Raw genomic sequence first — 25,933 nt, 5'->3', positions numbered from 1 at the left:
GAAGTGCAATGACGAGAACGGGCCAGATCATTTGAGCGATTTAGCCAATTTTAGCTATAAAAAAGCCTAAGCTTTTGCTTAGGCGGAGAGAACTGGTTTTATTATTACATGCTCTTTTGCGGCATTACTTGATTAATGATAGCCATGTAATTGACGATACAGACCCGGAGTCACACCTGTCCATTTTTTGAAAGCACGGTGGAAGGTACTGGTTTCACTGAAACCGACCTGTTGTGCGACATCTTCAAGGGTAAGATCAGGGTTAAGTAACAGGTGAATTGCGGCATCACGTCGCAATGCATCTTTCACGCCTTGATAGCTTTTGCCTTCGGCTGCCAGACGGCGACGCAAGGTTTGCGGTGATAGATAAAGCATTGACGCGACATCGTTTAATGTTGGCATTTCTTCGCCAATCTGGCTCTTCAGCACATCACGAATACGTGAAGTCAGTGAGTTGGTATTTTTGAATTTCACCAGCAGTTGGGCCGGCGCTGCTTTCAAAAATTCTTCCAGAGTTTCTTCATTCTGGCGAATTGGCAAATCCAGATAATCCGCAGCAAAAGTGATCTCGGTGCGTGGCATATCGAACTGCATTACCGGCGCAAAGAATAAGGCATCATATTCATCGGCATGGTCTGGACGAGGGTAGCTAAAATGCACGCGTTCCAGTGGCAGGCGACGCTCAATGAGCCAAGACGCCAAGCCATGCCAGATCATCAGCATGCTTTCAGTAATGAAATGATCCGGATCCATCGCATTTGGAATCAGCGGAACCAGACGTGCTTCGTGTTTGTCGCGTTCCAGGGTCACCGACCAGTCATCACCAAAGAGTTTGTAGAACTGGGAAGACAGTTCCAGTGCATCACCGAGGGTTTTGGCATGAATGATGAGCTGGCACATGATCGCAAAAGTACCCAACCGGCGTTGCTGTTTGTCAAAGCCGACATGCTCGTCCTGGGTCACCATCCACAGCATTTTAATAAAGCGGGTATATTGTTCAGGCGAAATACGCGCTTTGGGCTGATGCAGCAGTTCTGCTTCAATCCCGACGTGAGACAATAAAGTATCGACATCCATGCCCAGACGCTTAACGCCAGATAAGGCTGCATTGACGAAATGGATACTGATCGTATCGCGACTCATGTTTAATCCTTCAGTCTCTTTAATGTTCACTAATAATTGACCTAAATGACGAAAAATAATAAAGCAATGGCAATTTACAAGAATACCTTTGCCATTTTCTTACATATTAGATTGCCGAAACTATCAAGGTAAATGGCTGAACATGACATTGTTTTTATGCATTTATGTGCCTAAGATGCTGAAAAAAGCAATATAAGTAGAGCAAATACTCCAATGTCATATGTATTAAAAGGATTGAAAATCCTAGATTTTTCTACACTTTTACCCGGCCCGTTTGCCACATTATATCTTGCTGATTTAGGTGCAGAAGTTGTGCATATTGAATCACCAACCCGACCGGACCTGTTGCGATTAATGCCACCTTTTGCCAATGGACAGGCCACTTCACAAAGTTATTTGAATCGAAACAAGCAATCGGTTGCACTGGATTTGAAAGATCCTACGAATATTGAACTGGTTAAATCCAGGATTGCAGATTATGACATTGTGATTGAGCAATTCCGTCCCGGGGTGATGCAACGTCTTGGGCTAGACTATCAAACCTTGAGCGAAATTAATCCGAAACTGATTTACTGTTCCATTACCGGTTATGGCCAAACTGGCACATATAAAGATAAAGCAGGACACGACATTAACTATCTGGCTTTGTCCGGAATTGCCGGACACAGTGGCCGGATTGAAAATGGTCCACCAGCCTTGGGAATTCAGGTCGCCGATGTTGCAGGTGGTTCCATGCATGCCGTGATTGCGATTCTGGCCGCGGTGATTGAACGCCAACAAAGTGGCAAAGGCCAGTATATTGACATTTCCATGACCGATTGTGTGGTAACGATGAGCAATCTGGCAGCTTCTGCCAGTCTGGCTGGCAATCAGCATCAATCTCCAGAATCCGGCTATCTGAATGGCGGTACTTTTTACGACTATTATGAAACCCAGGATGGGCGTTATCTATCGATTGGCAGTCTGGAACCACAATTTATGCAGGGATTGGCACAGGCTTTAGAGCTGCCGATTCTTCTGGAAAAAGGCGCCTCTTATGCCGCTGAAGATCATGCTGCGGTGAAGCAGGCGATTCAGAATAAAATCAAGACTAAGTCTTTATCTGAATGGCAAACGCTGTTTGCCGCGTTGGATGTCTGTGTTGAACCGGTGCTCAAACTTGAAGAAGCGTTACATTCCGATCTGGCCCAGCAGCGGGGATGGGTCGTACAAGTGCCACTCAAATCCAATAGTCAGCAAACCGAAGCACAACTGGCTTGTCCGATTAAATTTTCACGTTCCACGATACGTTATGAATTTGTAGGACAGCAATTGGGAGAGAGTCAAAATTGGTAGAATTTTTAAAGTGTTAATAAAGTAGATAATGAAAGTAGAGATAAATTTTTCTATATGAAAATAAGTAATAATGATTGAAGAATTTAATCATTATTACTTTAAATTTAATCGAATGCTATAAATACTGAGATCCGTGAAACTTTGACAGGCTTATCAATAAAACCGCTATGAAATATGTATAAAAAGCATTTTATTGATAGTTTTAATCTCGTTATCCTTGCCGACGATATAATAGAAACTACTAGCTGTACGCCATGTATTTATATACTGATTTCGATCAGCAACTGATCAATGAACGTGTTGCACAGTTCCGTGACCAAACGGAACGTTATTTAGCAGGTAAATTGACGGAAGATGAATACCGTCCGCTTCGTCTGCAAAACGGCCTTTATGTACAACGTTATGCGCCGATGTTGCGTATCGCGGTGCCTTATGGTCTGATGAATTCAAAACAATTGCGTAAAATTGCAGAATTAGCCAAAGACTATGACCGTGGCTATGCGCACGTATCAACACGTCAAAATATTCAGTTTAACTGGCCTGCACTTGAAAACGTACCAGATATGTTGACTGAACTGGCGACTGTGCAAATGCATGCGATTCAGACTTCAGGTAACTGTATCCGTAATACCACGACGGACCAGTATGCCGGTGTGGTTGCAGGTGAAATTGCTGATCCGCGCCCAACCTGTGAGTTGATTCGTCAGTGGTCAACGTTCCACCCGGAATTTGCCTTCTTGCCACGTAAGTTCAAAATTGCGGTTTCTGCGCTTGAAGAAACCGATCGTGCAGCAACTGCATTCCACGATATCGGTGTGTATATCGTGCGTAATGAAGCAGGCGAAATGGGCTATAAAATCAAAGTCGGTGGTGGTCTCGGCCGTACGCCGGTGATTGGTAGCTTTATTCGTGAATTCTTGCCACGTGAAGACCTGATTGCTTATTTGGAAGCAGTACTTCGTGTATATAACTTGCATGGTCGTCGCGACAACAAATATAAAGCGCGTATCAAGATTCTGGTAAAAGCTTTAACACCAGCAGTATTTGCCGAGAAAGTTGAAGCTGAATTTGAGCATACGATTAAAACACTGAAAATCGATGCAGACACCTTGGCGAAAATGGATGAGAACTTCACGCCATTCGATTACCAAGATTATGCAGATGAAGATTTCACTGAACTGTTTGCACAATATCCAAAATTCAAACAGTGGTTCAACATTAATACCAATGCACATAAAGTGAAAGGTTATCGTATTGTGACGATTTCACTGAAACGTGCCGGAATTGCACCGGGTGATGTCAGCACCGAAGAAATGAACCTGATTGCAGATCTTGCCGATCAGTACACTTTCGGTGAGCTGCGTACCACGCATGAGCAAAACATTTCCTTGGTCGATGTACCACAAAAAGACTTGTTCGCTGTATGGCAAACCCTTGACCAAAACAACCTGGCACGTGCGCATATCGGTTTCTTGACCGACATCATTTGCTGCCCGGGCGGTGACTTCTGTTCTTTGGCTAATGCGAAATCCATTCCGATTTCTGAAGCAATTTCACGCCGTTTTGATGACCTGGATACGATTTATAACTTAGGCAAACTGGATCTGAATATTTCAGGCTGTATGAATGCCTGTGGTCATCACCATGTGGGTAATATCGGTATTTTAGGTGTAGACAAGAAAGGTGCAGAATTCTACCAGATTACGCTTGGTGGAAATGCGGATCATGATGCGTCAATTGGTGACATTCTTGGCCCATCATTTGCAGCCGAAGTCGTGCCGGATATCGTAGAAGAAATTCTGAATACTTATCTTGACCTGCGTCAGGAAGATGAAGAGTTTATCGATACTTATCGCCGTGTCGGCATTCAACCATTTAAGGAGCGTGCATATGCTTAATACCGCACTTCAAGTGCTCTCTAAAGATGGCACGATTGCAGACAATACCTATCAATTGATGGGTGAAGATGGTGTATTACCCCAAGGTGATGTGGTATTAACTGTTGAACAGTTAGATCAAATTACCAATGTGGCAGGTAAAAAAGCATTGTACTTAACTGTAGATGCTTCGCCTGAAAACCATGAATTTCCACTGGACCAGCTAGACGCAATCTTTATCGAGTTTGCCGGTTTTAATGATGGCCGTGGTTATTCATTTGCAGCACTTCTTCGCCGTCAGGGTTTCCAGGGTGAACTACGTGCCACCGGTGATGTGTTCAAAGATGTGCTGAATTACATGAAGCGTTCTGGTTTCGACACTTTCGTGATTAAAGAAGGTAAAGATATTCAGGAAGCCGCTGCAGGTTTGAATGATTTCAAAAATCCGTACCAGGCATCAACTGCGGTTGCACAGGCACATTATCAAACAGGTGCTTAATTTAAATTAAGTTGCTGTCAAAAAGCCGGATTGATTCCGGCTTTTTTATATCTTGATAAAAATCTTTAATTTTCTTCAAGTTGACAGTTGATCATCCAGTGAATTCCAAACTGATCGCTAAAGGCAGCATAAAGTGCGCCCCAAAAGGTCTTTTCTAGCGGCATCTCAATTTGACCATTCACCGATAAAGCATCAAAGAGTCGTTGTGCTTCAGCTTGTTCGCTGGCATCTAAGTTAATGGAAATATAGTGGTTATTACCTTGAATGAAAACGGTATTGTTTTGTGCACAAAATTGATCATTCGTATCGTATGCCATCAGTTCTGTAAATTCGTTAATGGGAAGTGAGATATGCAGGATTTTATTTTGATCCGCTTCCGAGAGTGTGACACCTTCTTCAGTTGGCATTTCACCATAACGACTCAGACTTGAAAATTCGCTTCCAAAAACTAATTTATAAAAGTTAAAGGCTGCTTCAGCCTGACCTTGGAAATTGAGGTAATGATTCAGTTGCATGGGAGAACTCTCTTTTTATTTTGCTTGCTTTAATCTACGCCACTTTGCGGTATTTTGCGCGAGCAAGCTTTATCAAAATGTAAGCGAAAAAAATCCTCCAGATCAGGAGGATTTTTAACTCCCTCTCCCTATGGGCGAGGGATGGGGTGAGAGAATAGGTTAAAGTAATTCAATCGCCACAGCTGTCGCTTCACCACCACCAATACACAGGGCTGCAATCCCTTTTTTTCCACCGGTACGTTTTAGTGCATGAATCAAAGTCAGGATAATACGTGAACCGGTTGAACCCACAGGATGACCGAGTGCACATGCACCACCGTTAATGTTGACTTTTTCAGGATCCAGCTTGAACTCATCCATTGGGCACATGGTCACCATGGCAAAGGCTTCATTGATTTCCCAAAGGTCGACATCAGAAGCGGCCCATCCAGTTTTATCTAGCACTTTCTGGATTGCACCGACTGGAGCAATAGTAAACTCAGATGGATGTTGCGAATTCGATGCATAGGCAACAATTTTAGCCAAAGGATTCAACCCTTTTGCTGCTGCATTGTCAGCCAAGGTAATTACTAAAGCTGATGCACCATCTGAAATCGAGCTGGCATTAGCCGCCGTAATCGTACCGTCTTTAGCGAAAGCAGGACGCAAAGTTGGAATTTTATCGATGTTGGCATTGAACGGCTGTTCGTCTTTATCAACGACTACATCACCTTTACGGGTTTTAACTGTTACAGGCACGATTTCATCAGCAAAGTAGCCTTCATTGACTGCAGTTTGCGCACGCTTTAATGAGCGAATCGCAAAATCATCCATCTGCTCGCGGGTATAACCTTTGGTATTTGCCATATCTTGGGCAAATGAACCCATCAAGCGACCTGTTTCAGCATCTTCCAAGCCATCCAGAAACATATGGTCCTTGATTTCACCGTGACCCATACGGAAACCGCCACGTGCTTTTGGCAATACATAGGGCGCATTAGTCATGGATTCCATGCCACCGGCAACCACGATTTCAGCAGAACCTGCTTTGATCATGTCAGCCGCTTGCATGACGGCTTTCATGCCTGAACCACATAATTTATTAATGGTCACAGCACCAGTAGAATCTGGAAGACCAGCTTGACGCATCGCTTGACGTGCAGGGCCTTGCTTTAAACCTGCCGGGAGTACACAACCCATAATGACTTCTTCAATATCTGTTGGTTGCAGACCCGCACGGGCAATTGCTTCTTTAATGGTGACCGCACCCAGTTCGAGCGCAGTTACACTTGCAAGACTACCCTGAAAGCCACCCATGGCTGTTCGTGCACCATTGACAATTACGATGTCAGTCATTGTTCTCTCCGTATAAGTTTTAATCAATTTTTCAAACATAAGCAGTATATTGAAAAAAACCCAGGATTGAAGGGTTAATCGCAGTCAATCTTAAACTGGATAGTTCTGTTAGCATGAGGAGAGGCTTTCTACGCGGATATGCCCCATTTTACTCAACACGATGCGCTGTTGGCTCGAAAGCTGAGTGGAACAATAATAGAAACTGCCATTTGAACCAATCGGCAGGGCAGTGTGCGCTTGATAAGTGACACTCGGTGAGCTTAAAGCACCCCGCCAGCTCAGGTTGCCATATTTAAGATTTAGTGCATCAATGTGTAAAATTTGTTCGCCCGCATCGACTTGCCGGTTTTTATTTTTATCAATAAAGACCAGTATATTTTTATTCCATTGATTGGGGTGACAGCTGAGTGAATCCTGACTGGGACAGATCACAATATTCTGGTGAAACACGGCAGCCTGACTACGTGCATAACGGTTAACCGCAGATAATTTGATAGGAATCTGTTTGGCTTCCTGTCTGGACTGATATTCATGAAAGTAAGGCAGGGCAATACTGGTCAAAATTGCAAGCACTGCAACATAAATAATTAATTCAACAATAGTGAACGCTCTTGTTATTTTTCTATACATAGAGTTACCTGATTTATATATTATTTTTATAGGAAACATGTTATTAATTATGCGTTTTTTATGCTTTGTTGAGCGTGTAATTTAGCTGTTACTCAAAATTCAAGAAAGCTATTAAAAAATAATTGGCAATCACAATAGGTCATTCAGAATAAAAAATTGAGTAAAAAATTACTGAATTACAACGGAAATTGTAAGTAATTTTGTCAATAATTTACTTGATTAAATTAATCAAGCACTTGGAAAAATAATAAAGTGTTTGTATGATGCCATGTGAATAGCTTAAGAATAAAACTGGGGTAATAAAAAGCCTATCTCAGGATGGCCTATTACGGGCTTGAGCTTGAACAACAATTGTTATCTCTGGAGGATAAATCCATGAAAATGAGTCGTATTGCTTTAGCTATGCTTGTAGCTGCACCTTTTGCTGCTGCAAATGCAGGCGTAACTGTTACTCCGTTGATGTTAGGTTATACATTCCAAGACACTCAGCACAATAATGGCGGTAACGATGGTGAGTTATTAGTTTCTAATCAAGGTGAAATGCAAGACGATTTATTCGTTGGTGCTGCGATTGGTGTTGAATTAACTCCATGGTTAGGTTTTGAAGCTGAATATAGCCAGGTTAAAGGCGATGTAGATTATGCAGCTCCTGGTGCAGAATACAAAGGTCAGAATATTGCAGGTAACTTCTATGCAACTTCTGATGTATTCACTGGTAACTATGACAGCAAAGTAAAGCCATATATGCTTTTGGGTGCGGGTCACTACAAATACGAATTTGAAGGTGTAGATCGCGGTACTCGTGGTAATGAAGAAGAAGGTACTTTAGGTAATGCAGGTATTGGTGCGTTCTGGCATATCAACGATGCATTGGCACTACGTACAGAAGCTCGTGGTACTTACCACTTTGACGAAAAATTCTGGAACTATACAGCACTTGCTGGTCTTAACGTAGTTCTAGGTGGCCGTTTGAAACCAGCTGCTCCAGTAGTAGAAGTTGCTCCAGTTGAGCCTGTAACTCCGGTTGCACCAGCTCCACAAGAGTTGACTGAAGACCTGAACATGGAACTTCGTGTGTTCTTTGATACAAACAAATCAAACATCAAAGATCAATACAAACCAGAAATCGCGAAAGTTGCTGAGAAGCTAGTTGAATATCCAAACGCTACTGCTCGCATCGAAGGTCACACTGACAACACTGGTCCACGTGCATTGAACGAACGTCTATCTCTAGCGCGTGCTAACTCTGTTAAATCTTCACTTGTGAATGAATACAACGTAGATGCATCTCGTTTGTCTACTCAAGGTTTTGCTTGGGATCAACCGATTGCTGACAACAACACTAAAGAAGGTCGTGCTATGAACCGTCGTGTATTCGCGACGATTACTGGTAGCCGTACTGTTTTAGCTGAACAACCAGTTGCTCAATAATTCATTATTGAACACTCATTAAAAAGGCAGCTCTTCGGAGCTGCTTTTTTTGTGTCTGTATTTTGACTACACTTAGCCTGTTAAGATGTCGTTGAGTAAAAATATGAGTGTCGAAATTCCTGAAGATTTGCAAAATCTGGAAGCCAATAGCGGAATTTTTGCAATATGGATGATTTTTCATCATTATGGCATTGATTTGAATATTCCTGATTTAACTCAGCTCTGTCAACATGACCCTGAAATGGGAAGCTCAAGCATCGCACTTGCAGTTGCTTTAAAGACATTGGGTTTGGATGTCAATTTTTGTACTGAATATGATGCAGATAAACAGCCAATTGAAGTCGATTTCTATCAACAAGCACATCGCTTAAATATTCCTGTTATAGAACAGCCATTGTCTTATGCAGAAATTCAGGAAAATGTAGAAGCAGGCCGTTTTGTGATTGTGTTCTATGACACCTTAGAGGGAGTAGGGAATCATTCCCTGATATATGAAATTGATGAAAATGAAATTAGCTTCTTTGATAGTTTTGAGTCTATGCCTAAAGAGATATTTGAGCAGCAACGTCGGGTAGACGGAATTTGCCAGCAAGTGATTGTGATTGATGATCGCAATTTCGTGATGCGTCATAGTTAATTCAAGAAATAAAAAATCAGCCCGTAAGCTGATTTTTTTAATGAATAATTTTTTATTCCTGATCAAGTTTCATCGGCTGCACATCCATCTCTTGATAAGAGACCAGTTTGGTTTTTTTCTTCCATTTGTAGCCGAACCAAATCGCTAGGAATAGCGGAATACTGATATAGGTCGATAACACACCCATCCATTGACCGGCCAAAACATCCTGATAGTTCTGTCCGAGAACAACAATCGCACACAGAATAAATGCAAACCAAGGGGCGAAAGGAAAGAATTTAGCGCGATAAGCCAGATCTTCCAGTTTATAACCTTGAGCCAGATACCCTTTACGGAAACGGTAATGGGAAATGGCAATCCCGAGCCAGACAATAAAGCCACACATCCCTGACATGTTTAGCAGCCAGTTAAAGACTTCCTGTTCACCAAAGAAAGTAGTCAGGAAGCATAGAGCTGCGATCGCCGTAGTGGCATAGAGTGCATTCATCGGCACACCACGCGGGTCCAGACGCGCAAACATTTTAGGTGCACTGCCTTTACGTGCCATATCAAACAGCATACGAGTAGACGAATACATGCCCGAGTTACCTGCAGATAAAATAGCGGTCAAGATCACCGCATTCATAATACTGGCGGCAAAGGCAAAACCGGCTTTTTCATACAATAAGGTAAATGGTGAAAGTGCAATATTATCTGTTGCAGCGGCCTGTAATAAACGTGGGTCATTATAGGCAATCAAGGTGCCGATAATGAAAATACACACGATATAAAACAGAAGGATACGCCAGAAAATCTGTTTGATGGCGACCGGAATGGTTTTCTTTGGATCTTTCGATTCACCTGCCGCCACACCGACCATTTCGGTACCCTGGAAAGAGAATCCGGCAATCATCGCCACGCCAATTAATGCCTGGAAACCACCGACAAAGGGTGCATCACCAATGCTCCAGTTGGCAAATGCTTCTGCACCCGGGGTCAGCATGATCTTCACGATCATCCAGATCCCGATGATGATAAAAGCAATGATCGCGAGAACTTTAACCAGAGAAAAGAAAAATTCAGATTCGCCAAAGCCTTTTACCGTCAGGGCATTAATCCCGAAAATAATGGCCAGGAAAATGGCACTCCAGTACACGCCCGGAATATCTGGAAACCAGAATTTCATAATAAACTGAACGGCAACCAGCTCAAAAGCCACGGTAATGGCCCAGTTGTACCAGTAGTTCCAACCCAGAGCGAAACCAAAACCACCTTCGACATATTTAGTGCCGTAAGTGAAAAATGCACCTGAGGTCGGGTTATGCGTGGCAAGTTCACCTAGACTGGTCATCAAGAAATAAATCATGATACCAATCAGTACATATGCAAGCAGTGCACCGCCTGGTCCCGCGTTGGCAATGGTCGCACCTGAAGCCAGGAATAGACCTGTACCAATTGATCCCCCAATGGCGATCATATTCAGATGACGAGCACCCAGCTTACGCTGCAGCTGCATCGTGTTTTGCGTTTCGCTCATCATGATTCCTTAACATTTTTTTGAGTGCTGGCGAAGAGCACTTTAAAGCCTTGTTGATCCGCTTTGACTGTACAGCGACCAAAGTTTTGTTCAATCAGGGTCGGGTAGTTCAAGAAACGGTTGGCCACGATCCAAAGCTCACCGCCCGATTTTAAATGACGGCGCGAGATTTTACATAAGGTTTCGCTTGCCGTGTAATCGGTCTCGATTCCCATATGAAAAGGCGGATTACTGACGATGGCATGCAAGAACAAGGGTGCATCTTCAATGCCTGTAACCGCTTTGATTTCAATCTGTTCAGGAGTAAGCTGGTTTTCTGCAAAGGTCATTTGCGTAGAAGCCAGTGCAAAGGCATCGACATCCATGGCAAAAATCCGGTTTTTCGGATTTAATTTTGCCAGATACGCACTAATGACGCCTGCGCCACAGCCAAAGTCAGCAATTTTACCTGAAGTGACTTGTGACAAATAAGGTAATAGTGTGGCAGTACCGACATCCAAACGGTTTTGACTAAAAACGCCCGGAAGTGCACAAATATTCAGATCACCATTTGGTGTAGATACGGTATAGTGCTGCGCCCAGTCTGCAAGTGCTTTTTTCTCGACCGTATGCTCTAGAACCAATTGCCAAAGCTGGCAATGACGCGCGCTGTCGAGTTTGAGTGTTTTACCAAAAGGCTGTAACTGTTTGGCTGCACGCTCTATCCCGCCTTTCTTTTCACCGACCAGGAAAACACTGCTGCCCGGTTTAAGCTGCGCTGCCACAGTGTGCAGCAAATAATTTAACAGTTCTTTAGACTTGGGTACAAAAATAACCGCCTGATCAAACTCAGCTTCAGGCATCTCTGCGCCAAAATGCACATCTGCTTGTTGTGACTGGAAATATTGAAAATCGTTAAAATTCCATGTCCAGACAGCGGGATTGATAGAGGCATCGAATTCAGCGAGCAGATCATCTGTTGGTGCATTAATCAGTAAGATGCGACCCGACAAAAAATCATATTGTCTTAATAAAACTTCGCTTTTAGGATCCATAGGTATCTCTCCAATATAAAGAACACTGCCTAAGTCTGACCTAGACAGTGTTCTTTGGACATGAAATTACTTCTTTGTTTCAGGAAGTACTACATTCAGAATAAGGGCAGCGATACCACCAGTAGCAACGCCTGAGCTAAAGATATTACGGAATAACTCAGGAAGATGTTCAAGAATTTGTGGAACTTGTGCAACACCTAAACCCAGTGCTAATGAAATCGCAATAATCAGCAGGGCACGACGGTCCAGATGGACACCAGACAGAATGTTAATACCAGAGGCTGCGACTGCACCAAACATCACCATCACTGCACCACCCAGTACCGCTTGCGGAACGGCCTGAATAATACCAGCAACTGCAGGCAACAAACCAAGAATAACCAGCAAAGCAGCAATCCAGATGCCGACATAACGACTCGCTACACCCGTCAACTGAATTACACCATTGTTCTGTGCAAATACTGAACTTGGGAAGGTGTTAAAAATACCGGCAAGGAATGAATTCGCGCCATTCACCAGTACACCGCCTTTAATGCGCTGCATCCATTTTGGACCATCAACTGGCTGGTTGGAAAGCTTTGAAGTCGCAGTGATATCACCAATCGCTTCTAAAGAGGTCACCAGATAGATGAATGCCATCGGAATAAACAGGCTCCAGGAGAAGCTTAAACCGAAATGCATTGGGGTTGGAATCTGTACCAACGGTGCATCTTTTAGAGCAGAGAAATCCAGATGCCCCATAAAGCCCGCCAGAACATAACCACAGATTAGGGCGATCAAAATGGCAGAACTTTTTACCCAGGTAATCCGGATACGGTTCAGAATAATAATCAACGCCAAGACGGTACAAGACATGATCAGGTTGTCAGCATTGGCAAAAGTTTTATCGCTCATGGCCTGATAACCACCGCCCATACTGATTAAACCTTCTTTAATTAAGGTCAAACCAATCAGCAGCACGACAATCCCGGTCACCAGCGGTGTAATCAGTTTTTTGATCCAAGGCAGAATTTGTGACACGCCCATTTCAATAAATGCACCTGCAATCACCACACCAAAAATAGAAGCCATGACTGCTTCTACAGGTGTGCCTGCAGCCACCATGGCTGAACCAATACCAATAATTGGACCGATGAAGTTAAAGCTGGTTCCTTGGACAATCAGCAGACCGGCACCAAATGGCCCCACTTTTTTAGACTGTAAAAAAGTCGCGATACCCGAGATCACCAAGGACATGGACAAAATCATGTTGGTGTCTTCTTTGGAAACACCGAGCGCCAAACAAATCAGCAGGCCAGGGGTCACAATCGGGACAATAATCGCCAGTAAGTGCTGGAATGCAGCTAAAAAAGCAATTAATGGTTTTGGTCGATCTTCCAGACCATATACCAGGTCAAGTTGATCTTTAGAAGGAGGAGATTGATTAAAATCAGACATGTGTCAATGCAAATTAAGGCTGGGTGGCGCTATTCTAATCGAGTTACACGTCTTTACAAAATCAAAAAAGCCTCAACGGAGCAAAAAAAGTTGAGGAGTGTGGTTACAGTGACTATAAAAGTTTTGTATTTTTCTGTATAATTTGCCCTCAAATTACATACGCATTGAATTTACATGTCAGATATTAAAACTCTCCGTAACATCGCCATTATTGCGCACGTCGATCATGGTAAAACCACTCTTGTAGACAAACTTTTGCAACAATCAGGTGCTCTCGGTGATCGCGCGGGTGAGATCGAGCGTGTCATGGATTCTGGCGCTATTGAAAGCGAACGTGGTATTACCATTCTTGCAAAAAACACTGCAATCAAATGGTTAGATGAACGTACCAATACTGAATACCGTATTAACATCGTGGACACCCCGGGACACGCCGACTTCGGTGGTGAAGTTGAACGTGTAATGTCGATGGTTGACTGCGTACTTCTTCTTGTAGACTCACAAGAAGGCCCGATGCCACAAACTCGTTTCGTAACACAAAAAGCGTTCGCACGTGGTTTGAAACCAATCGTGATTATTAACAAAGTAGACAAGCCAAGTGCGCGTCCAGACTGGGTAATTGACCAAGTATTCGATCTATTCGATAACTTGGGTGCTTCTGACGAACAGTTAGACTTCCCAGTTGTTTATGCTTCAGGCCTTCGTGGTGTTGCTGGTCCTTCTCCAGAAGAACTTGCTGAAGATATGACTCCGTTGTTCCAAACGATCGTAGACATCGTTGAACCACCAGCGGTTGACGTTGATGGCCCATTCCAAATGCAAGTATCTTCACTTGACTATAACAGCTTCGTAGGCGTTATCGGTATTGGTCGTATCCAACGCGGTTCAGTGAAATTAAACACACAAGTAACTGTAATCGATAAAGATGGCAAAACACGTAACGGCCGTATCTTAAAAATCATGGGTTATCATGGTCTAGATCGCGTTGACGTTGAAGAAGCTTCTGCAGGCGATATCGTTTGTGTAACGGGTATCGATGCACTCAACATTTCTGACACCATCTGTGATCCGAAAAATGTTGAAGCTTTACCTCCATTGTCTGTAGATGAACCTACAGTATCGATGACATTCCAGGTAAACAACTCACCGTTTGCTGGTAAAGAAGGTAAGTTCGTAACTTCACGTAATATCCGTGAACGTCTAGACCGCGAATTGATTCACAACGTAGCATTACGTGTTGAAGATACTGACAGCCCAGACCGTTTCAAAGTATCGGGTCGTGGTGAACTTCACCTTTCAGTTCTTATTGAAAACATGCGTCGTGAAGGCTTCGAAATGGGCGTATCTCGTCCACAAGTAATCATTAAAGAAATTGATGGTGAAAAACAAGAGCCATACGAAAACGTTACTTTTGACGTTGAAGAACAGCACCAAGGCGCTGTAATGGAACAAATGGGTCATCGTAAAGGCGAAATGACCAATATGGAAGTTGACGGTAAAGGCCGTATCCGTATTGAAGCCACTGTTCCTTCACGCGGTCTGATTGGTTTCCGTTCTGAATTCCTGACCATGACTTCTGGTACAGGGATCATGACGTCTAGCTTCTCGCACTACGGTCCAATGAAGCAAGGTACTGTTGCGAAACGTCAAAACGGTGTACTGATTTCTATGGTTCAAGGTACTTGCCTGGGCTATGCACTGTTCACACTTCAAGACCGTGGTCGTCTATTCGCGAAACCACAGTTAGAAGTTTATGAAGGTATGATCATCGGTATTAACTCTCGTTCAGACGACATGACAGTTAACCCGACTAAAGCAAAACAGTTAACCAACGTACGTGCTTCTGGTACTGATGATGCGTTAACGCTGGTTCCTGCGATTGAATATACACTTGAGCAAGCGCTTGAGTTTATTGAAGATGATGAACTAGTAGAAGTAACACCTAAGTCAATCCGTATCCGTAAGCGTTTCTTGACTGAAAACGAACGTAAACGTAACCGTTCAGGTAAATAATCGCTAGATTATTTCGGGTTTTCAAAAACCGTAATCTTTTCCAAGATTACGGTTTTTTTTATATTTAAGCGATGCTCACATTGCAATTTACTAAAACGCATTAAATTAAGTCAAAATTAAAAGTATTTACTCAGGTATAATTTGACCCAAAACTTGAAAATAAAATATGGGAGCAGTTATGAGTATTATTCAAGAATTTAAAGAGTTTGCGATCAAAGGCAATATGATGGATCTGGCGATTGGTGTCATCATCGGTGGCGCTTTTAGCAAGATCATCGATTCATTGGTGAAAGACATCATTATGCCTTTAATTACCGTGATTACCGGTGGTGGCGTCGATTTTACGCAAAAATTCTTTATCTTAGGAAGAAACCCAGACAATTTACAATCTTTAGATGCCTTGACTAAGGCGGGTGTGAATGTACTGACTTACGGTAACTTTTTAACGATTTTAATTAATTTCTTAATCTTAGCCTGGGTCGTATTTTTATTGGTTAAATTCATGAATCGTTTACGTAAACAAGAAGGCCCAGTCGAGGAAACTCCGACTACCCCAGCCGATATTGAATTGCTGCGTGAAATTCGTGATGAATTGAAAAAGCGTCCACCTCAAGTCTAATTTTTCTAATCCCCCTAAATCCCCTTTATAAAAAGGGAACTCCTCCCTTTGACAAAGGGGGAGGTAAGGAGGGATTTATAAATATTAAAAATCCATCCGGAATTTGATTTCGACCAAATGAAAACCAAACTGGCTTTTGACCGGACCATGTAATACATGTTCAGCAGCAGTAAATACCAGTTTATCAATCACTGGAACCAGCTGGCCTTTCTTCACTTCACCTAGCTCACCGCCACGTTTGGCAGAATTACAGGTCGAATACTGTTTGGCGATTTTATTAAAGTCTGCACCACTTAAAATCTTCTTTTTAAGCTGTTCAGCAGTTTCTTTATCTTTAACTAGAATATGACGCACAATAGCTGTTTTCATGACTTTTTCCCTCGTACAGTTGCCACTTTTTTGACAGGGAGCTGGATCTTTTTCAAAGGTTGGCACTCAGGACAAAAAACTGAAGCCCGTTGTCCCAATTTAATATTTTCAAGTGTGGTCTCGCAGTTCACACACATTTCACCGGCACGGCCATAAGCCAGCAGGGTTTGCTGAAAATAGCCATTTTCGCCCATGGCATTGGTGTAGTCTCTTAAGGTTGAACCACCCAGATCAATTGCCTGTTTCAAGATACGCTTGATTTCCAGCACTAGCTTTTCAATCTGCACCAAGCTTAACGTCGAGGCCGGTTGTGCTGGATGAATCCCCAGATTAAACAGACTTTCGGTCGCATAAATATTGCCTACGCCCACCACCACATGGTTATCCATAATTGCAACTTTGGTGCCAACATTTTTATTCTTCAATTTTTCAAATAAATACTCGGCATTAAAGTTCTCGCTTAAGGGTTCTGGCCCCAGCGTATCTATTAATTTGCTTTGTGATTGTGCATCCAGCCAAAGAATGCAACCAAAACGGCGAGGGTCATGATAACGCAGTTCGATATCATCAAACTGAATGATTAGATGGTCATGTTTGCGTAATTCTTCATTGCCATCGCATAGACGGAAACTTCCCGACATGCCCAAATGCCAGAGCATGGTGTCGTGTTCAAACTCTGCCAGAATATATTTAGAACGGCGAGTGAGCTTGAGTAATTTTTGCCCCACCAGTTTTTCTATATTTTCTGGAATAGGCCAGCGCAAACTGGACTGACGCACTTCAACACGTTGGACGCGTTGTTCCAATAAGGGTAATAAACTGGTTTTGGTGGTTTCAACTTCTGGTAATTCAGGCATAACGCATCAGTGGCGAGGGAGATGCAGCTAATATTGGGTGAATTGGCTGGGATTGCAAGCGTTAATCTGGGTGAAATCGCTGGAAAATGACTGGGTATTTCATCTTTATTTAAACTGGAATTGTTTAAAGAATAAACTAGGTTTCTATGTTTTTATAGCGAATTTTCTTAGAAGTAAATCGAATGGAAATTATCAATACATTATAAGCTAATGAAAAATATATAAATAATTTAAGATTTTTTAAATAAAAATTATATTTTTATGTTTAAGACATAACTAAAAGTTTAATGAGTAATAAAAAAAATGCTGGGAATTTGTATGAAAAGTTATGTAAATTCATGCACCTAATAGCAATTTAAAAACCTTGCTTGTTTTTCTCTCCGAATGTTTAGGTTTTACATGAAATATTTAGGTCTAGCTCTATTGCCTTTAATGGCTGCCATGACAACCGCTCAGGCGGAATCTGCATTTGATCCACAAGGTCAGTATTTACTGGGGGACTGGAATGGTCAACGTACAGAACTGGCCCAACAGGGAATTAAATTTGAAGCCAATCTGTTAACCGATACCGCCTATCTTGCTGATGGTGGTCGTAATGAGGGCGCAGATCCATTAACTTCTGCCCAATTATGGCTGGGTACTCAACTGGATATGGAAAAGCTGGCAGGATGGAATGGTGTCACCGTACGTGCCGCGATGACTGCACGTCAGGGTCAAAGTACCTCTGTCCGTGACTTGCAGGATCTTAATGCACCACAGCTGGCCAATGTACAAGGCACTTTTGGGCGTGGTAATCAGGATAGCCGTCTGAGCGAGCTGTCTATTGAAAAGAATTATAAAGACCAAGGACTCAGTATTAAGGCGGGTCGTCTTGGTCTGGGCATGGACTTTAATGTCATGGCTTGTGATTTTGCCAGTACGGCATTTTGTGCTGCTCAGATGGGTAAATGGCAGGGCAATATCTGGATGAATACGCCTGTAGCACAATGGGGTGCGCGCGTGAAGCAGCAACTCAATCCTGAACTTGCGGTACAAGTCGGTGTGTATGAGTTTAATCCGGATAATGGCAATGGCGCTAAAGAAGGTCAGGGCTGGAGTCTGGATACCGACCATGCAGATGGCGTGACAATTCCGGCAGAAGTAATCTGGACACCGAAATCATGGGTGAATGGCCTGCCAGGCAGCTACCGTGTCGGCGGGATGTACAATACTGCCGATGATGTTGCCAACCAAAAAGATATTGCCAATCCTACTGATGCCAAAAACCGTACCTTTGCTGGTTGGTTAGCTGTAGAGCAACAGTTAACGTCTACAGGTCAGGGCCGTCAGGGTTTGCATTCATTTGCCAACTTTACTTGGCATGACCGCGATACCAATAAAGTGGATAATTCACAACAAATCGGTGTGAAATATATCGGTCTTGCGGACAGCCAGCCGGATGATATTTTAGGTCTGGCGGTCAATCGTGTACATATTAATGACCGGATCAAGAATCTGAATTTTGATGCGAGTGCAGAATACAATATTGAACTGAACTATAGCTATAACGCAACAAAGTGGCTAATGCTGCGTCCAAACCTGCAATATGTCATTAATCCAGGTTCAAGCAACAATGTGGATGATGCACTGGTACTCGGTTTGACTACACGAATCATCTTCTAAAGTTTGATCGTTCACGTTATAACTAAACAGGCTCTTGGGAGCCTGTTTTTATTTCTAGAGTGAAACTGTGCAATAAAAAGAGGAAATACAGCGTGGCATTACTATTTCAACCTATTCAATTTGGATCACTGCAACTTCAAAATAAAATCGTAATTGCGCCTATGTGTCAGTACTCTGCAACAGAGCAGGGGGAAATTACCTATTGGCACGAGCAGCAATGGGCCAACTATGCCTTATCGGGTGCAGGTTTATGTATTGTCGAAGCGACTGCGGTACAGCCAGAAGGCCGGATCAGTTATGCCGATCTGGGCTTGTGGAATAACGAACAGGCAAAGCAGATCAAGACCTTACTGGAAAAAGTCAAATCCATTTCCCCGATGCCTTTTGCGATTCAACTCGCACATGCAGGGCGTAAAGCTTCAACAGATAAACCATGGGCAGGTAAAGGTCAGTTTAAGCCGGATGAAGCACATGGCTGGCAAACTGTTTCTGCCAGTGATATTCCTTTTCAGGCCGATGAACATCCACCCAAAGCCTTAAGCCAGTCGGAAATTGAGCAGGTCATTACTGACTTTGCAGAAAGTGCCAAACGTGCAGTTGATGCCGGTTTTGACCTGATTGAGCTGCATGCAGCGCATGGTTATTTACTGCATCAGTTCATGTCACCACTTTCAAATAAACGTGATGATCAGTATGGCGGTTCACTGGAAAACCGGATTCGCCTGACTCTGGAAGTATTACAAGCCATGAAAGCGGCGGTTCCAGAAGGTTATCCAATTGGAGTGCGTATTTCAGCCAGCGACTGGATGGATCAGCCAGATAGCTGGACTATTGATTCTTCAATTGAGTTGTCCAAAGCACTGGAAGCTGCGGGTGCTGCCTATATTCATATTTCCAGTGCCGGCTTACATGCCAAACAGAACATTGATGTGAAGCCGAATTATCAGGTGCCTTTTGCAGATGCGATCAAGAAAGTCGTGAATATTCCCGTGATTGCCGTCGGTTTGATTACTGAACCTAAGCAGGCAGAAGATATTTTACAAAAGGGCCAAGCGGATGCCATCGCACTGGCTCGTGCCATTCTTTATGATCCCCATTGGCCTTGGCATGCAGCGGCAGCACTTGAGGAAAAAATCAAGATTTCACCGCAATATCTGCGCTGCGCACCGCATGGTTTGAATCACCTATTTGAGCCTTTTTAACACTGCTTTAGTCTCAGAAATTCTTATAATGGAATATCACTGGCAAGAGGATACTGCATTATGATTTTTGCGGTCATTGTGCCCATATTTTTATTATTGGCACTGGGTTATCTGACTGTAAAGAGTCAAGTGTTAAGCAAGGAGCAGGTGGGGACGGTCGGTGCTTTTGTGATTAAAGTAGCCTTGCCGTTGCTGTTCTTTCAGTCCCTTGCCTCCAAAGACCTGCATGAAATCTGGTATTTTGAATACTTTGCCGTGTATAGCAGCGTGACCTTGCTGCTCTATGGTAGCGGTTTCTGGATCATGCGCCGTCATTTTCAGAATACGCATTCGCAAAGTGCAGTGCTGTCGCTGGGCGCTGCAATGTCGAATACCGGCCTGATTGGTACAGCTGTGCTTAGCTTATTGATCGGGCAACAGGCGATGACTTATACCTCTCTAGTGGTCATTATTGAAAGCGTGTTGCTGATTCCACTGGTGCTGGTCATGGCGGCGTTGGGCACACAACATCAGGCAAATCTCGGCGCCATTTTAAAAAGTGTGCTACTGACCTTGCTAAAGAATCCCTTATTTATGGGAGTGATGCTGGGCATGGTCTGTGCAGTTTTCCAGATTAAAATTCCAGTCTATCTCGATCAGGTCTTTGCCTTGATTGGTCAGACAGCCTCACCATTGGCCTTGTTTGCCATTGGCGGCGGGATCGTAGGAATGAGCCTGAAATATGTCAATCTGCAAAGTTTCTATCTGGTATTTTCCAGCAATATCATGATGCCGCTGTTGATGTATCTGGGACTGAGCCAGTTAACTGATTTAAGTCAGGAAATGGTCCATGCCGGTACGCTCATTGCAGCTTTGCCGATGCCGACGATTTTTGGCATGCTGGGACAGGCGTATGGTTTGAATGATCGAACCTTAACGCCATTGTTGATGAGTACTATTGTCGGTTTTATCGTGACCAGTGGCTTAATTGCCTTGTGGTGGGGATAATCTTTTAGCAGATGGATGCTCTGCTACTAAAAAAAGCCCCAAATTGCATGGGGCTTTTTATATTTTAATTTTGTGGAATTAACTTAACTTTTCTTCGCAGGCGCTTTTTTCTGCTCAGCCAGCATTTTGTCTACCGCTGCCAAAGACTCTTTGGCCTGCGGAACATTTTGCTGCGCCAGTGCGGCAAAGATTTTCTTAGCTTCTGGCAGATTTTGCGGAACAATACTGCCATTGGCAAACATATTACCTACTGCCATCAGCGCCGGAATATAACCTTTTTTGGCGAGTTCCTGAATGCTGCTTAGGCCTTGCTGAATCGGTTTTTCATCTTTGTTTTTGAAACCGCTGCTGATGTCATATAAGGCTTTGGCATGAATGGCCTGCATATTGCCTTTGCTGATCAGCGGTTGCAGCTTTTGTAGTCCGGCTTTATTTGACGCTGTCGTATTTTCAGAAAATAGCAGTATGGCCAGATCAATGCTGGCATCATCAAATTTGGCTGCTGAAGCGCGTTCCAGATGCTGTTTGGCTTTGGCCAAATCCTGTTTGAGGCCGAGTGTGCCGGCTGCATAGTTTTTACCCAGTACATAATTGGCCACCGGATAGCCTTTGCTGGCTGCCTGCTCGTAAAGCTGAATGGCTTTTTTCTCGTCCTTGGTTGTACCTTGGCCGGTTTGGGTCAAATAGCCTAAGTTATATAAAGCTTGGGCATTTCCCTGACTGGCCAATTGATTCAAAGCGTCATAGGCACCTTTAAAATTATTGGCTTTGACCATGGCCTCAACTTTTTCGAATTGGGGGTCGACTTGATCTTTTACGGTATTTGCCAGAGCGAATTGCGCAGAAACGGCGAGAACTGCAGCGAGTACTAATTTTTTCATGGTTCCTATAACCTTATTATTGCTGGCACCTTATTCCTTGGTGCGATTTTAATCATTTTCACTTACATCATAAAAGGATTTTGTGCTTTGTAAATATACAATTTGTCACTAAATACAAATCATCGAAACACAATACACCGATTAAATCGATGCATGATTCGGACAGGTTTCTGATCAATCCTGCAGATATCAAAAGGATTACTTTGCTTCAGCCGACTTCTCTGTTTAAATCTCGGTTTGAATCAGACTCCCAGGATTTCACCATGTTTGTCAAAACCATTAAACGTCACTATGACAGAATCAATGCTGATGAATCGATTGCCGATGAAGACAAGATTGATGCGCTGCTGATGAAACTTGGGGCAGAGTTTTTGATGAGTCAGGAAGACCGGGTATATGTCTTTCAAAAAGGTGAACTCACGGCAAAGTTTGATGCCAAACATGCGCGGGCCTATCATTTCAAAGATTATGTGGTAAAAGACATGAACAAGCTGTTTCATGGTTTCTAAAACAAAAAAGCCAAGAATTTCATCTTGGCTTTTTTATATGGGTGGAACCTGAGTTATTGCGGACGCGCCACATCACCACTTAAGGCTTCAGGAAGCTCCAGAACTTCTAGACCTAGCTCGGTCAATGCTTCAGGTTTTGCCACGACTAGCGCTTTATAACCATCCTCAATCGCGATGCTATTGACGATTTCAACATCATTATTCAGTTTGGTCGCAACATCAGGCGCGGCACCTGTGCCTTGAACCAGATGTAACCAGTGTTTTGGCTTGGCTTTAAACCATAAACGCGCAATCACTTCCTGACCCAGGTAGCAACCCTTGTCGTAGTGAATGCCTTCGCGTTGATGCAAACGTAATTCTTGTGGTTGAAACAGGGTGGCAGTCGCAGCCTGAATCCAGGCCTGACCTGATTCAATGGCTTGCTGTTCCCACATCGTCACATCGGTTTCAGTCGCCACAAAGTCAGTATGAATACCATTGATGACTGGATAAACCGGACCGACCAATTCCAGTTTCATTTTTGAAAAGGCGCCAAATTTCTTAATATGATTGGCCAGTTCCGTGGACTGATCTTCAGTGCTCACGATTTCAAAGCTTTCCGGACTGATTTTTTTAAGCCATAAGCCAAATTGGATGCGTCCTTTCAGACTGCAGATTGCAGTATAGCGTGTCTGGTTTTCCGCCAAAGTTTCAGTATTCAAAGTCACCTGACCTTGAAGGAATTTTTGTGCATCTACACCATTCAGACTAAACAATGTAAAAGCAGGAGACGCTGCCATAATAAGCCCCGGTTTGAATACTATAAATCAATGCAGTTATTGTGCAGCAAGCATCAAATAGAGGCAAACAAAAAAGCCAAAAATCGAAATCATTGGCTTTTAGTGAGCGGATCTTTAATGGTGATGGCTAGCCGGTAATGGCGAATCACAAGGGAATTTGCCTCCACAGACCCGTACAGTTTCCATCATGCCCTGATCTTCATGGTCGAGGATATGGCAGTGCTGTACGAAGTCACCTTCAAATTTCTTGTAGTGGCTGCGGACAATATAGGTATAGTTTTGTTTTACAAAAAGCGTGTCCTTAAATTGTCCTTTCATGCCACGGTATTGCACATCATCCAGAACTGGATTCACCGGATCTTCTGGGGCTACTGACTCACTGACATCCTTACCTTGAGGATTCAAAATTTTAACAATCTGGAACGGGTTAACATGAATATGGAACGGATGACCACCAAAACCAGCGCTGGTCAGTTCCCATTCATCAGTCTGTCCAACTTGTAACTGACGGACATATTCGCCATCTACTGAACCATCTCCATCAAAGAAATCTCCAAAACTCAGTGTATCTCCATCTTTTTTATGCCGGAAGCCAAATTTGAATACGCCAGTTCTAGGGTCGGGGCCGAGCGAAAAAGCACTATATTGTTTTGGTCGGGCAGCGACTACTTTATCAATTTCCGGCGTCATCAGTGATGGATGATCACTAAACGCAGAAAGATTAAGTTGAGATAATTGGGCCTGGATGTCTTTGCTTAAACCAATTTTTTGTGCCCGATCTTTCAGGAACTGTGCAGCAGTCTGAGGCTTGGTCTTGGCTGCTTTTACATTGACCCATCCCAGCAGTTGGGCATTGAAGCGGTGATTTGGAGCAATTTGAGGGCCTACATTCGGTAATGGCGCGTTAATTTCATCATCGATATTCAATTTGGTGTCAAAAATGCAGTATCTATTGGTGGTCGGAAAGGCAACCATTGCATCATGACGATAACCAGGATGGAACACGGACAGGGTTCTGGTCTGTACATGATTCATGGTTAAGCCATCTTGTGCGATGGTATGCACATTCAGGCTATTCAGCTTGTCAAATTCAGCTTTCTTATCTGCCTCCTGATAGGCTGAACAGGCTTTGATGGTTTGCTCTGCAGTAAACTTACTGGAGTCAGGAATTTCCTTTATGATTAAACCAATGGTATCGCGTACTCCACCATGAATCATGCGCCAGCGGTTAAATACATTCTGTTCAACCTTCATCTCTCCCACAATTTTACCGTTGATAGACGTGTAGTAATTCTGGTTGGTCCAGAAGCCACCAATAGACAGGTCATTATAATTTTCTAGCATGCCTATACCTACACCTTCACAGTTATTGGGAACAGCGAATGTGACATTAGGATCGGGATTGCTACAGCGATATTGGATTTGCTGGAACAGCAGGATATTTTCATTCGGATAACTGTTTTTTTCTTTCCATAGAATATCCATATCTCCAGTTGAGGTGACTTTGCCATTTTTGACTTTTGGCGTTCTTGAGCCTTCAACAATCAATGGGCCGGCCATGCCATTCGACACCTGAAGAGCAGTTGAACCGTGCAGATGGGCGTGATACCAGTAAGTCCCTGCGGGATGGTTCGGTTCCATTTTGAACTGATAATCAAATTTTTCCTGAGGTTTGAATTTCAAAAAGACATTATCGCTATTGCCTTGAGGGCTGACCCAGAAGCCATGGGTATGCAAGTTGGTAGTATTAAAGCAGTGTGGTTCATTTACATTCTCAACATGGGTTGGACAGGTTGTTTCTGACTCGGGTGGCAGCTGGTTATTCAGGTTAAGCGCCATGGTTTCACCCTGTTTGACCCGAATCTGTGGTCCGACCAGCTGATCCTCGACATATTCACCAGCTTTTTTCTTATCAAATAAACTGGGTTTGGTTAAATAGCCTCTCAGCAGTACCTGATCCCATAAGCCGTTTCTGGGGTTATAGAGCTTGCTGGTTTTATAGGCCACGATCAGCTCATATTTGCCCTTGGCACTTTTTGGTAACAGGGGTGGATTGCTAATCAAGCTGTCTGATGTGGTCGGAACGGGATGTGAGGGTTTGGGTGGAGGTGTGGGGTGTGAAGGATGAGAGGGTTGGGACGGGGTAGATGGATTTGACGGTGGTGATGGATTTTTTGTTCCATCCCAACCGCGAGCTAAGAGCGTCAAAATGGCGGCTATAGCTCCGAATATTGCGATTTTCAACATTTCAGTTCTGCCTGTTATGGTTATTGTTTTAATGTGAGGATTGCGAATAATGTGACATGCGTCACACTGAGCTTCTGATAGTTTTGGAAAATCTGCTATCCTAAATTAGGGGATTGAAATTTTGCTAAATGCGGCGGCAGGACAGGCCTATGAAAACCAGTGAGGCTATATTTTTTTATCTTTAAAAAAATGCACATAAAATTAATTATTTATTAATGATATTAGTGGTTTAGAGTAATATTCAAATAAAAAGATAGTGAAATATTTTGCAACATAAGACTAAAGAATAAGGCGAATTATTCAGATTTTTTTAGCAAAAGACCGCTTTAAAGCAAAAATTCTAAAGTCTATGTAACAAATTTTTGCGAAAATACCGATTTTTATAATTAAGTGTTTGAAAAATATAAAATTTGGGAAAT

The 25,933-nt window shown here is 43.1% G+C and carries 23 protein-coding genes; 11 read left to right on the top strand and 12 right to left on the bottom strand.

Annotated features, from left to right (window positions below):
* Positions 1 to 132 precede the first annotated feature (132 nt).
* Positions 133 to 1,143 carry an AraC family transcriptional regulator gene (locus ACTL4S_RS08635; protein WP_004645946.1) on the bottom strand — a complete coding sequence of 337 codons (1,011 nt, stop codon included), beginning with the start codon at positions 1,141 to 1,143 and terminating at the stop codon, positions 133 to 135.
* A gap of 213 nt (positions 1,144 to 1,356) precedes the next feature.
* Between ACTL4S_RS08635 and ACTL4S_RS08630 the strand changes: the two genes are divergently transcribed.
* The 3 genes from ACTL4S_RS08630 to ACTL4S_RS08620 all read left to right on the top strand — a co-directional run bounded on the left by ACTL4S_RS08630 (position 1,357) and on the right by ACTL4S_RS08620 (position 4,854).
* Positions 1,357 to 2,478: a CaiB/BaiF CoA transferase family protein gene (locus ACTL4S_RS08630; protein ID WP_441299176.1), complete on the top strand. Its 1,122-nt coding sequence runs from the start codon at positions 1,357 to 1,359 to the stop codon at positions 2,476 to 2,478.
* A 254-nt stretch (positions 2,479 to 2,732) separates the two neighbouring features.
* Positions 2,733 to 4,376 (top strand): nitrite/sulfite reductase, encoded by a 1,644-nt coding sequence (locus ACTL4S_RS08625; RefSeq protein WP_441299175.1) that lies wholly within the window; start codon positions 2,733 to 2,735, stop codon positions 4,374 to 4,376.
* Entirely contained in the window at positions 4,369 to 4,854 is a 486-nt protein-coding gene (locus ACTL4S_RS08620) for a DUF934 domain-containing protein (protein WP_441299174.1), read from the top strand. Before ACTL4S_RS08625 ends, ACTL4S_RS08620 begins: the two co-directional genes overlap by 8 nt.
* Before the next feature lie 65 nt (positions 4,855 to 4,919).
* On the opposite strand, the gene ACTL4S_RS08615 is transcribed toward ACTL4S_RS08620, so the two are convergent.
* From ACTL4S_RS08615 to ACTL4S_RS08605, 3 genes are all read right to left on the bottom strand, one after another.
* Entirely contained in the window at positions 4,920 to 5,369 is a 450-nt protein-coding gene (locus ACTL4S_RS08615) for a VOC family protein (RefSeq protein ID WP_441299173.1), read from the bottom strand.
* A gap of 159 nt (positions 5,370 to 5,528) precedes the next feature.
* Positions 5,529 to 6,704: a thiolase family protein gene (locus ACTL4S_RS08610; protein ID WP_441299172.1), complete on the bottom strand. Its 1,176-nt coding sequence runs from the start codon at positions 6,702 to 6,704 to the stop codon at positions 5,529 to 5,531.
* Between the two features lie 108 nt (positions 6,705 to 6,812).
* Positions 6,813 to 7,334 (bottom strand): GspH/FimT family pseudopilin, encoded by a 522-nt coding sequence (locus tag ACTL4S_RS08605; protein ID WP_441299171.1) that lies wholly within the window; start codon positions 7,332 to 7,334, stop codon positions 6,813 to 6,815.
* A gap of 375 nt (positions 7,335 to 7,709) precedes the next feature.
* Between ACTL4S_RS08605 and omp38 the strand changes: the two genes are divergently transcribed.
* Entirely contained in the window at positions 7,710 to 8,765 is a 1,056-nt protein-coding gene (gene omp38 / locus ACTL4S_RS08600; protein ID WP_121980378.1) for an outer membrane protein Omp38, read from the top strand.
* Between the two features lie 103 nt (positions 8,766 to 8,868).
* Entirely contained in the window at positions 8,869 to 9,402 is a 534-nt protein-coding gene (locus tag ACTL4S_RS08595) for a cysteine peptidase family C39 domain-containing protein (RefSeq protein WP_121980379.1), read from the top strand.
* A 52-nt stretch (positions 9,403 to 9,454) separates the two neighbouring features.
* Here ACTL4S_RS08595 and ACTL4S_RS08590 read toward each other — a convergent pair whose 3' ends face one another.
* The 3 genes from ACTL4S_RS08590 to ACTL4S_RS08580 all read right to left on the bottom strand — a co-directional run bounded on the left by ACTL4S_RS08590 (position 9,455) and on the right by ACTL4S_RS08580 (position 13,389).
* The gene (locus ACTL4S_RS08590; RefSeq protein WP_121980021.1) at positions 9,455 to 10,918 is read right to left on the bottom strand and encodes an amino acid permease; all 1,464 of its coding nucleotides are present in this window, start codon (positions 10,916 to 10,918) and stop codon (positions 9,455 to 9,457) included.
* Positions 10,918 to 11,952, bottom strand: a complete 1,035-nt coding sequence (locus ACTL4S_RS08585) for a methyltransferase (protein WP_441299170.1) — start codon at positions 11,950 to 11,952, stop codon at positions 10,918 to 10,920. Before ACTL4S_RS08585 ends, ACTL4S_RS08590 begins: the two co-directional genes overlap by 1 nt.
* A gap of 66 nt (positions 11,953 to 12,018) precedes the next feature.
* Positions 12,019 to 13,389, bottom strand: coding sequence for a uracil-xanthine permease family protein (locus ACTL4S_RS08580; protein ID WP_310077085.1), 1,371 nt, complete (start codon positions 13,387 to 13,389; stop codon positions 12,019 to 12,021).
* 174 nt (positions 13,390 to 13,563) lie between these two features.
* Between ACTL4S_RS08580 and typA the strand changes: the two genes are divergently transcribed.
* Both typA and mscL read left to right on the top strand, forming a co-directional pair.
* On the top strand, positions 13,564 to 15,402 hold the full coding sequence (typA, locus tag ACTL4S_RS08575; RefSeq protein WP_004281716.1) for a translational GTPase TypA: 1,839 nt from the start codon (positions 13,564 to 13,566) through the stop codon (positions 15,400 to 15,402).
* A 178-nt stretch (positions 15,403 to 15,580) separates the two neighbouring features.
* On the top strand, positions 15,581 to 16,021 hold the full coding sequence (gene mscL / locus ACTL4S_RS08570) for a large conductance mechanosensitive channel protein MscL (RefSeq protein WP_004281717.1): 441 nt from the start codon (positions 15,581 to 15,583) through the stop codon (positions 16,019 to 16,021).
* A gap of 84 nt (positions 16,022 to 16,105) precedes the next feature.
* Here mscL and ACTL4S_RS08565 read toward each other — a convergent pair whose 3' ends face one another.
* Both ACTL4S_RS08565 and mutM read right to left on the bottom strand, forming a co-directional pair.
* Positions 16,106 to 16,390: a peptidylprolyl isomerase gene (locus tag ACTL4S_RS08565; protein ID WP_005106146.1), complete on the bottom strand. Its 285-nt coding sequence runs from the start codon at positions 16,388 to 16,390 to the stop codon at positions 16,106 to 16,108.
* Positions 16,387 to 17,247: a bifunctional DNA-formamidopyrimidine glycosylase/DNA-(apurinic or apyrimidinic site) lyase gene (gene mutM, locus ACTL4S_RS08560; protein ID WP_441299169.1), complete on the bottom strand. Its 861-nt coding sequence runs from the start codon at positions 17,245 to 17,247 to the stop codon at positions 16,387 to 16,389. Before mutM ends, ACTL4S_RS08565 begins: the two co-directional genes overlap by 4 nt.
* Before the next feature lie 399 nt (positions 17,248 to 17,646).
* On the opposite strand from mutM, the gene ACTL4S_RS08555 reads away from it, so the two are divergent.
* The 3 genes from ACTL4S_RS08555 (at position 17,647) to ACTL4S_RS08545 (ending at position 21,098) form a co-directional block, all read left to right on the top strand.
* Positions 17,647 to 18,909 (top strand): carbohydrate porin, encoded by a 1,263-nt coding sequence (locus ACTL4S_RS08555; protein ID WP_441299168.1) that lies wholly within the window; start codon positions 17,647 to 17,649, stop codon positions 18,907 to 18,909.
* Positions 18,910 to 19,001: 92 nt separating this feature from the next.
* Entirely contained in the window at positions 19,002 to 20,111 is a 1,110-nt protein-coding gene (locus ACTL4S_RS08550) for an NADH:flavin oxidoreductase/NADH oxidase (protein ID WP_441299167.1), read from the top strand.
* Between the two features lie 60 nt (positions 20,112 to 20,171).
* Positions 20,172 to 21,098 (top strand): AEC family transporter, encoded by a 927-nt coding sequence (locus tag ACTL4S_RS08545; RefSeq protein WP_005266017.1) that lies wholly within the window; start codon positions 20,172 to 20,174, stop codon positions 21,096 to 21,098.
* 83 nt (positions 21,099 to 21,181) lie between these two features.
* Here the strand turns inward: ACTL4S_RS08545 and ACTL4S_RS08540 are convergent, their stop codons facing one another.
* Positions 21,182 to 21,979, bottom strand: coding sequence for a tetratricopeptide repeat protein (locus tag ACTL4S_RS08540; protein ID WP_441299166.1), 798 nt, complete (start codon positions 21,977 to 21,979; stop codon positions 21,182 to 21,184).
* A 263-nt stretch (positions 21,980 to 22,242) separates the two neighbouring features.
* Between ACTL4S_RS08540 and ACTL4S_RS08535 the strand changes: the two genes are divergently transcribed.
* Complete coding sequence (locus ACTL4S_RS08535) at positions 22,243 to 22,488, top strand: hypothetical protein (protein ID WP_004645929.1); 246 nt, start codon at positions 22,243 to 22,245, stop codon at positions 22,486 to 22,488.
* A gap of 53 nt (positions 22,489 to 22,541) precedes the next feature.
* Here the strand turns inward: ACTL4S_RS08535 and ygfZ are convergent, their stop codons facing one another.
* Positions 22,542 to 23,267 carry a CAF17-like 4Fe-4S cluster assembly/insertion protein YgfZ gene (ygfZ, locus tag ACTL4S_RS08530; RefSeq protein WP_005247954.1) on the bottom strand — a complete coding sequence of 242 codons (726 nt, stop codon included), beginning with the start codon at positions 23,265 to 23,267 and terminating at the stop codon, positions 22,542 to 22,544.
* Positions 23,268 to 23,381: 114 nt separating this feature from the next.
* Positions 23,382 to 25,514, bottom strand: a complete 2,133-nt coding sequence (locus tag ACTL4S_RS08525; protein WP_441299165.1) for a multicopper oxidase family protein — start codon at positions 25,512 to 25,514, stop codon at positions 23,382 to 23,384.
* Positions 25,515 to 25,933 lie beyond the last annotated feature (419 nt).

It is taken from the genome of Acinetobacter lwoffii, from assembly GCF_052078135.1.
GTDB lineage: Bacteria > Pseudomonadota > Gammaproteobacteria > Pseudomonadales > Moraxellaceae > Acinetobacter > Acinetobacter lwoffii_Z.
The sequence above is the reverse complement of the archived record's forward strand: the minus strand, read 5'-3'. Positions and strand labels throughout refer to the sequence as shown.

Excerpts from the sequence above, each read along its gene's own strand:
- ACTL4S_RS08635 (WP_004645946.1), bottom strand. The coding sequence starts at position 1,143 with ATGAGTCGCGATACGATCAGTATCCATTTCGTCAATGCAGCCTTATCT.
- ACTL4S_RS08630 (WP_441299176.1), top strand. The coding sequence starts at position 1,357 with ATGTCATATGTATTAAAAGGATTGAAAATCCTAGATTTTTCTACACTT.
- ACTL4S_RS08625 (WP_441299175.1), top strand. The coding sequence starts at position 2,733 with ATGTATTTATATACTGATTTCGATCAGCAACTGATCAATGAACGTGTT.
- ACTL4S_RS08620 (WP_441299174.1), top strand. The coding sequence starts at position 4,369 with ATGCTTAATACCGCACTTCAAGTGCTCTCTAAAGATGGCACGATTGCA.
- ACTL4S_RS08615 (WP_441299173.1), bottom strand. The coding sequence starts at position 5,369 with ATGCAACTGAATCATTACCTCAATTTCCAAGGTCAGGCTGAAGCAGCC.
- ACTL4S_RS08610 (WP_441299172.1), bottom strand. The coding sequence starts at position 6,704 with ATGACTGACATCGTAATTGTCAATGGTGCACGAACAGCCATGGGTGGC.
- ACTL4S_RS08605 (WP_441299171.1), bottom strand. The coding sequence starts at position 7,334 with ATGTATAGAAAAATAACAAGAGCGTTCACTATTGTTGAATTAATTATT.
- omp38 (WP_121980378.1), top strand. The coding sequence starts at position 7,710 with ATGAAAATGAGTCGTATTGCTTTAGCTATGCTTGTAGCTGCACCTTTT.
- ACTL4S_RS08595 (WP_121980379.1), top strand. The coding sequence starts at position 8,869 with ATGAGTGTCGAAATTCCTGAAGATTTGCAAAATCTGGAAGCCAATAGC.
- ACTL4S_RS08590 (WP_121980021.1), bottom strand. The coding sequence starts at position 10,918 with ATGAGCGAAACGCAAAACACGATGCAGCTGCAGCGTAAGCTGGGTGCT.
- ACTL4S_RS08585 (WP_441299170.1), bottom strand. The coding sequence starts at position 11,952 with ATGGATCCTAAAAGCGAAGTTTTATTAAGACAATATGATTTTTTGTCG.
- ACTL4S_RS08580 (WP_310077085.1), bottom strand. The coding sequence starts at position 13,389 with ATGTCTGATTTTAATCAATCTCCTCCTTCTAAAGATCAACTTGACCTG.
- typA (WP_004281716.1), top strand. The coding sequence starts at position 13,564 with ATGTCAGATATTAAAACTCTCCGTAACATCGCCATTATTGCGCACGTC.
- mscL (WP_004281717.1), top strand. The coding sequence starts at position 15,581 with ATGAGTATTATTCAAGAATTTAAAGAGTTTGCGATCAAAGGCAATATG.
- ACTL4S_RS08565 (WP_005106146.1), bottom strand. The coding sequence starts at position 16,390 with ATGAAAACAGCTATTGTGCGTCATATTCTAGTTAAAGATAAAGAAACT.
- mutM (WP_441299169.1), bottom strand. The coding sequence starts at position 17,247 with ATGCCTGAATTACCAGAAGTTGAAACCACCAAAACCAGTTTATTACCC.
- ACTL4S_RS08555 (WP_441299168.1), top strand. The coding sequence starts at position 17,647 with ATGAAATATTTAGGTCTAGCTCTATTGCCTTTAATGGCTGCCATGACA.
- ACTL4S_RS08545 (WP_005266017.1), top strand. The coding sequence starts at position 20,172 with ATGATTTTTGCGGTCATTGTGCCCATATTTTTATTATTGGCACTGGGT.
- ACTL4S_RS08540 (WP_441299166.1), bottom strand. The coding sequence starts at position 21,979 with ATGAAAAAATTAGTACTCGCTGCAGTTCTCGCCGTTTCTGCGCAATTC.
- ACTL4S_RS08535 (WP_004645929.1), top strand. The coding sequence starts at position 22,243 with ATGTTTGTCAAAACCATTAAACGTCACTATGACAGAATCAATGCTGAT.
- ygfZ (WP_005247954.1), bottom strand. The coding sequence starts at position 23,267 with ATGGCAGCGTCTCCTGCTTTTACATTGTTTAGTCTGAATGGTGTAGAT.
- ACTL4S_RS08525 (WP_441299165.1), bottom strand. The coding sequence starts at position 25,514 with ATGTTGAAAATCGCAATATTCGGAGCTATAGCCGCCATTTTGACGCTC.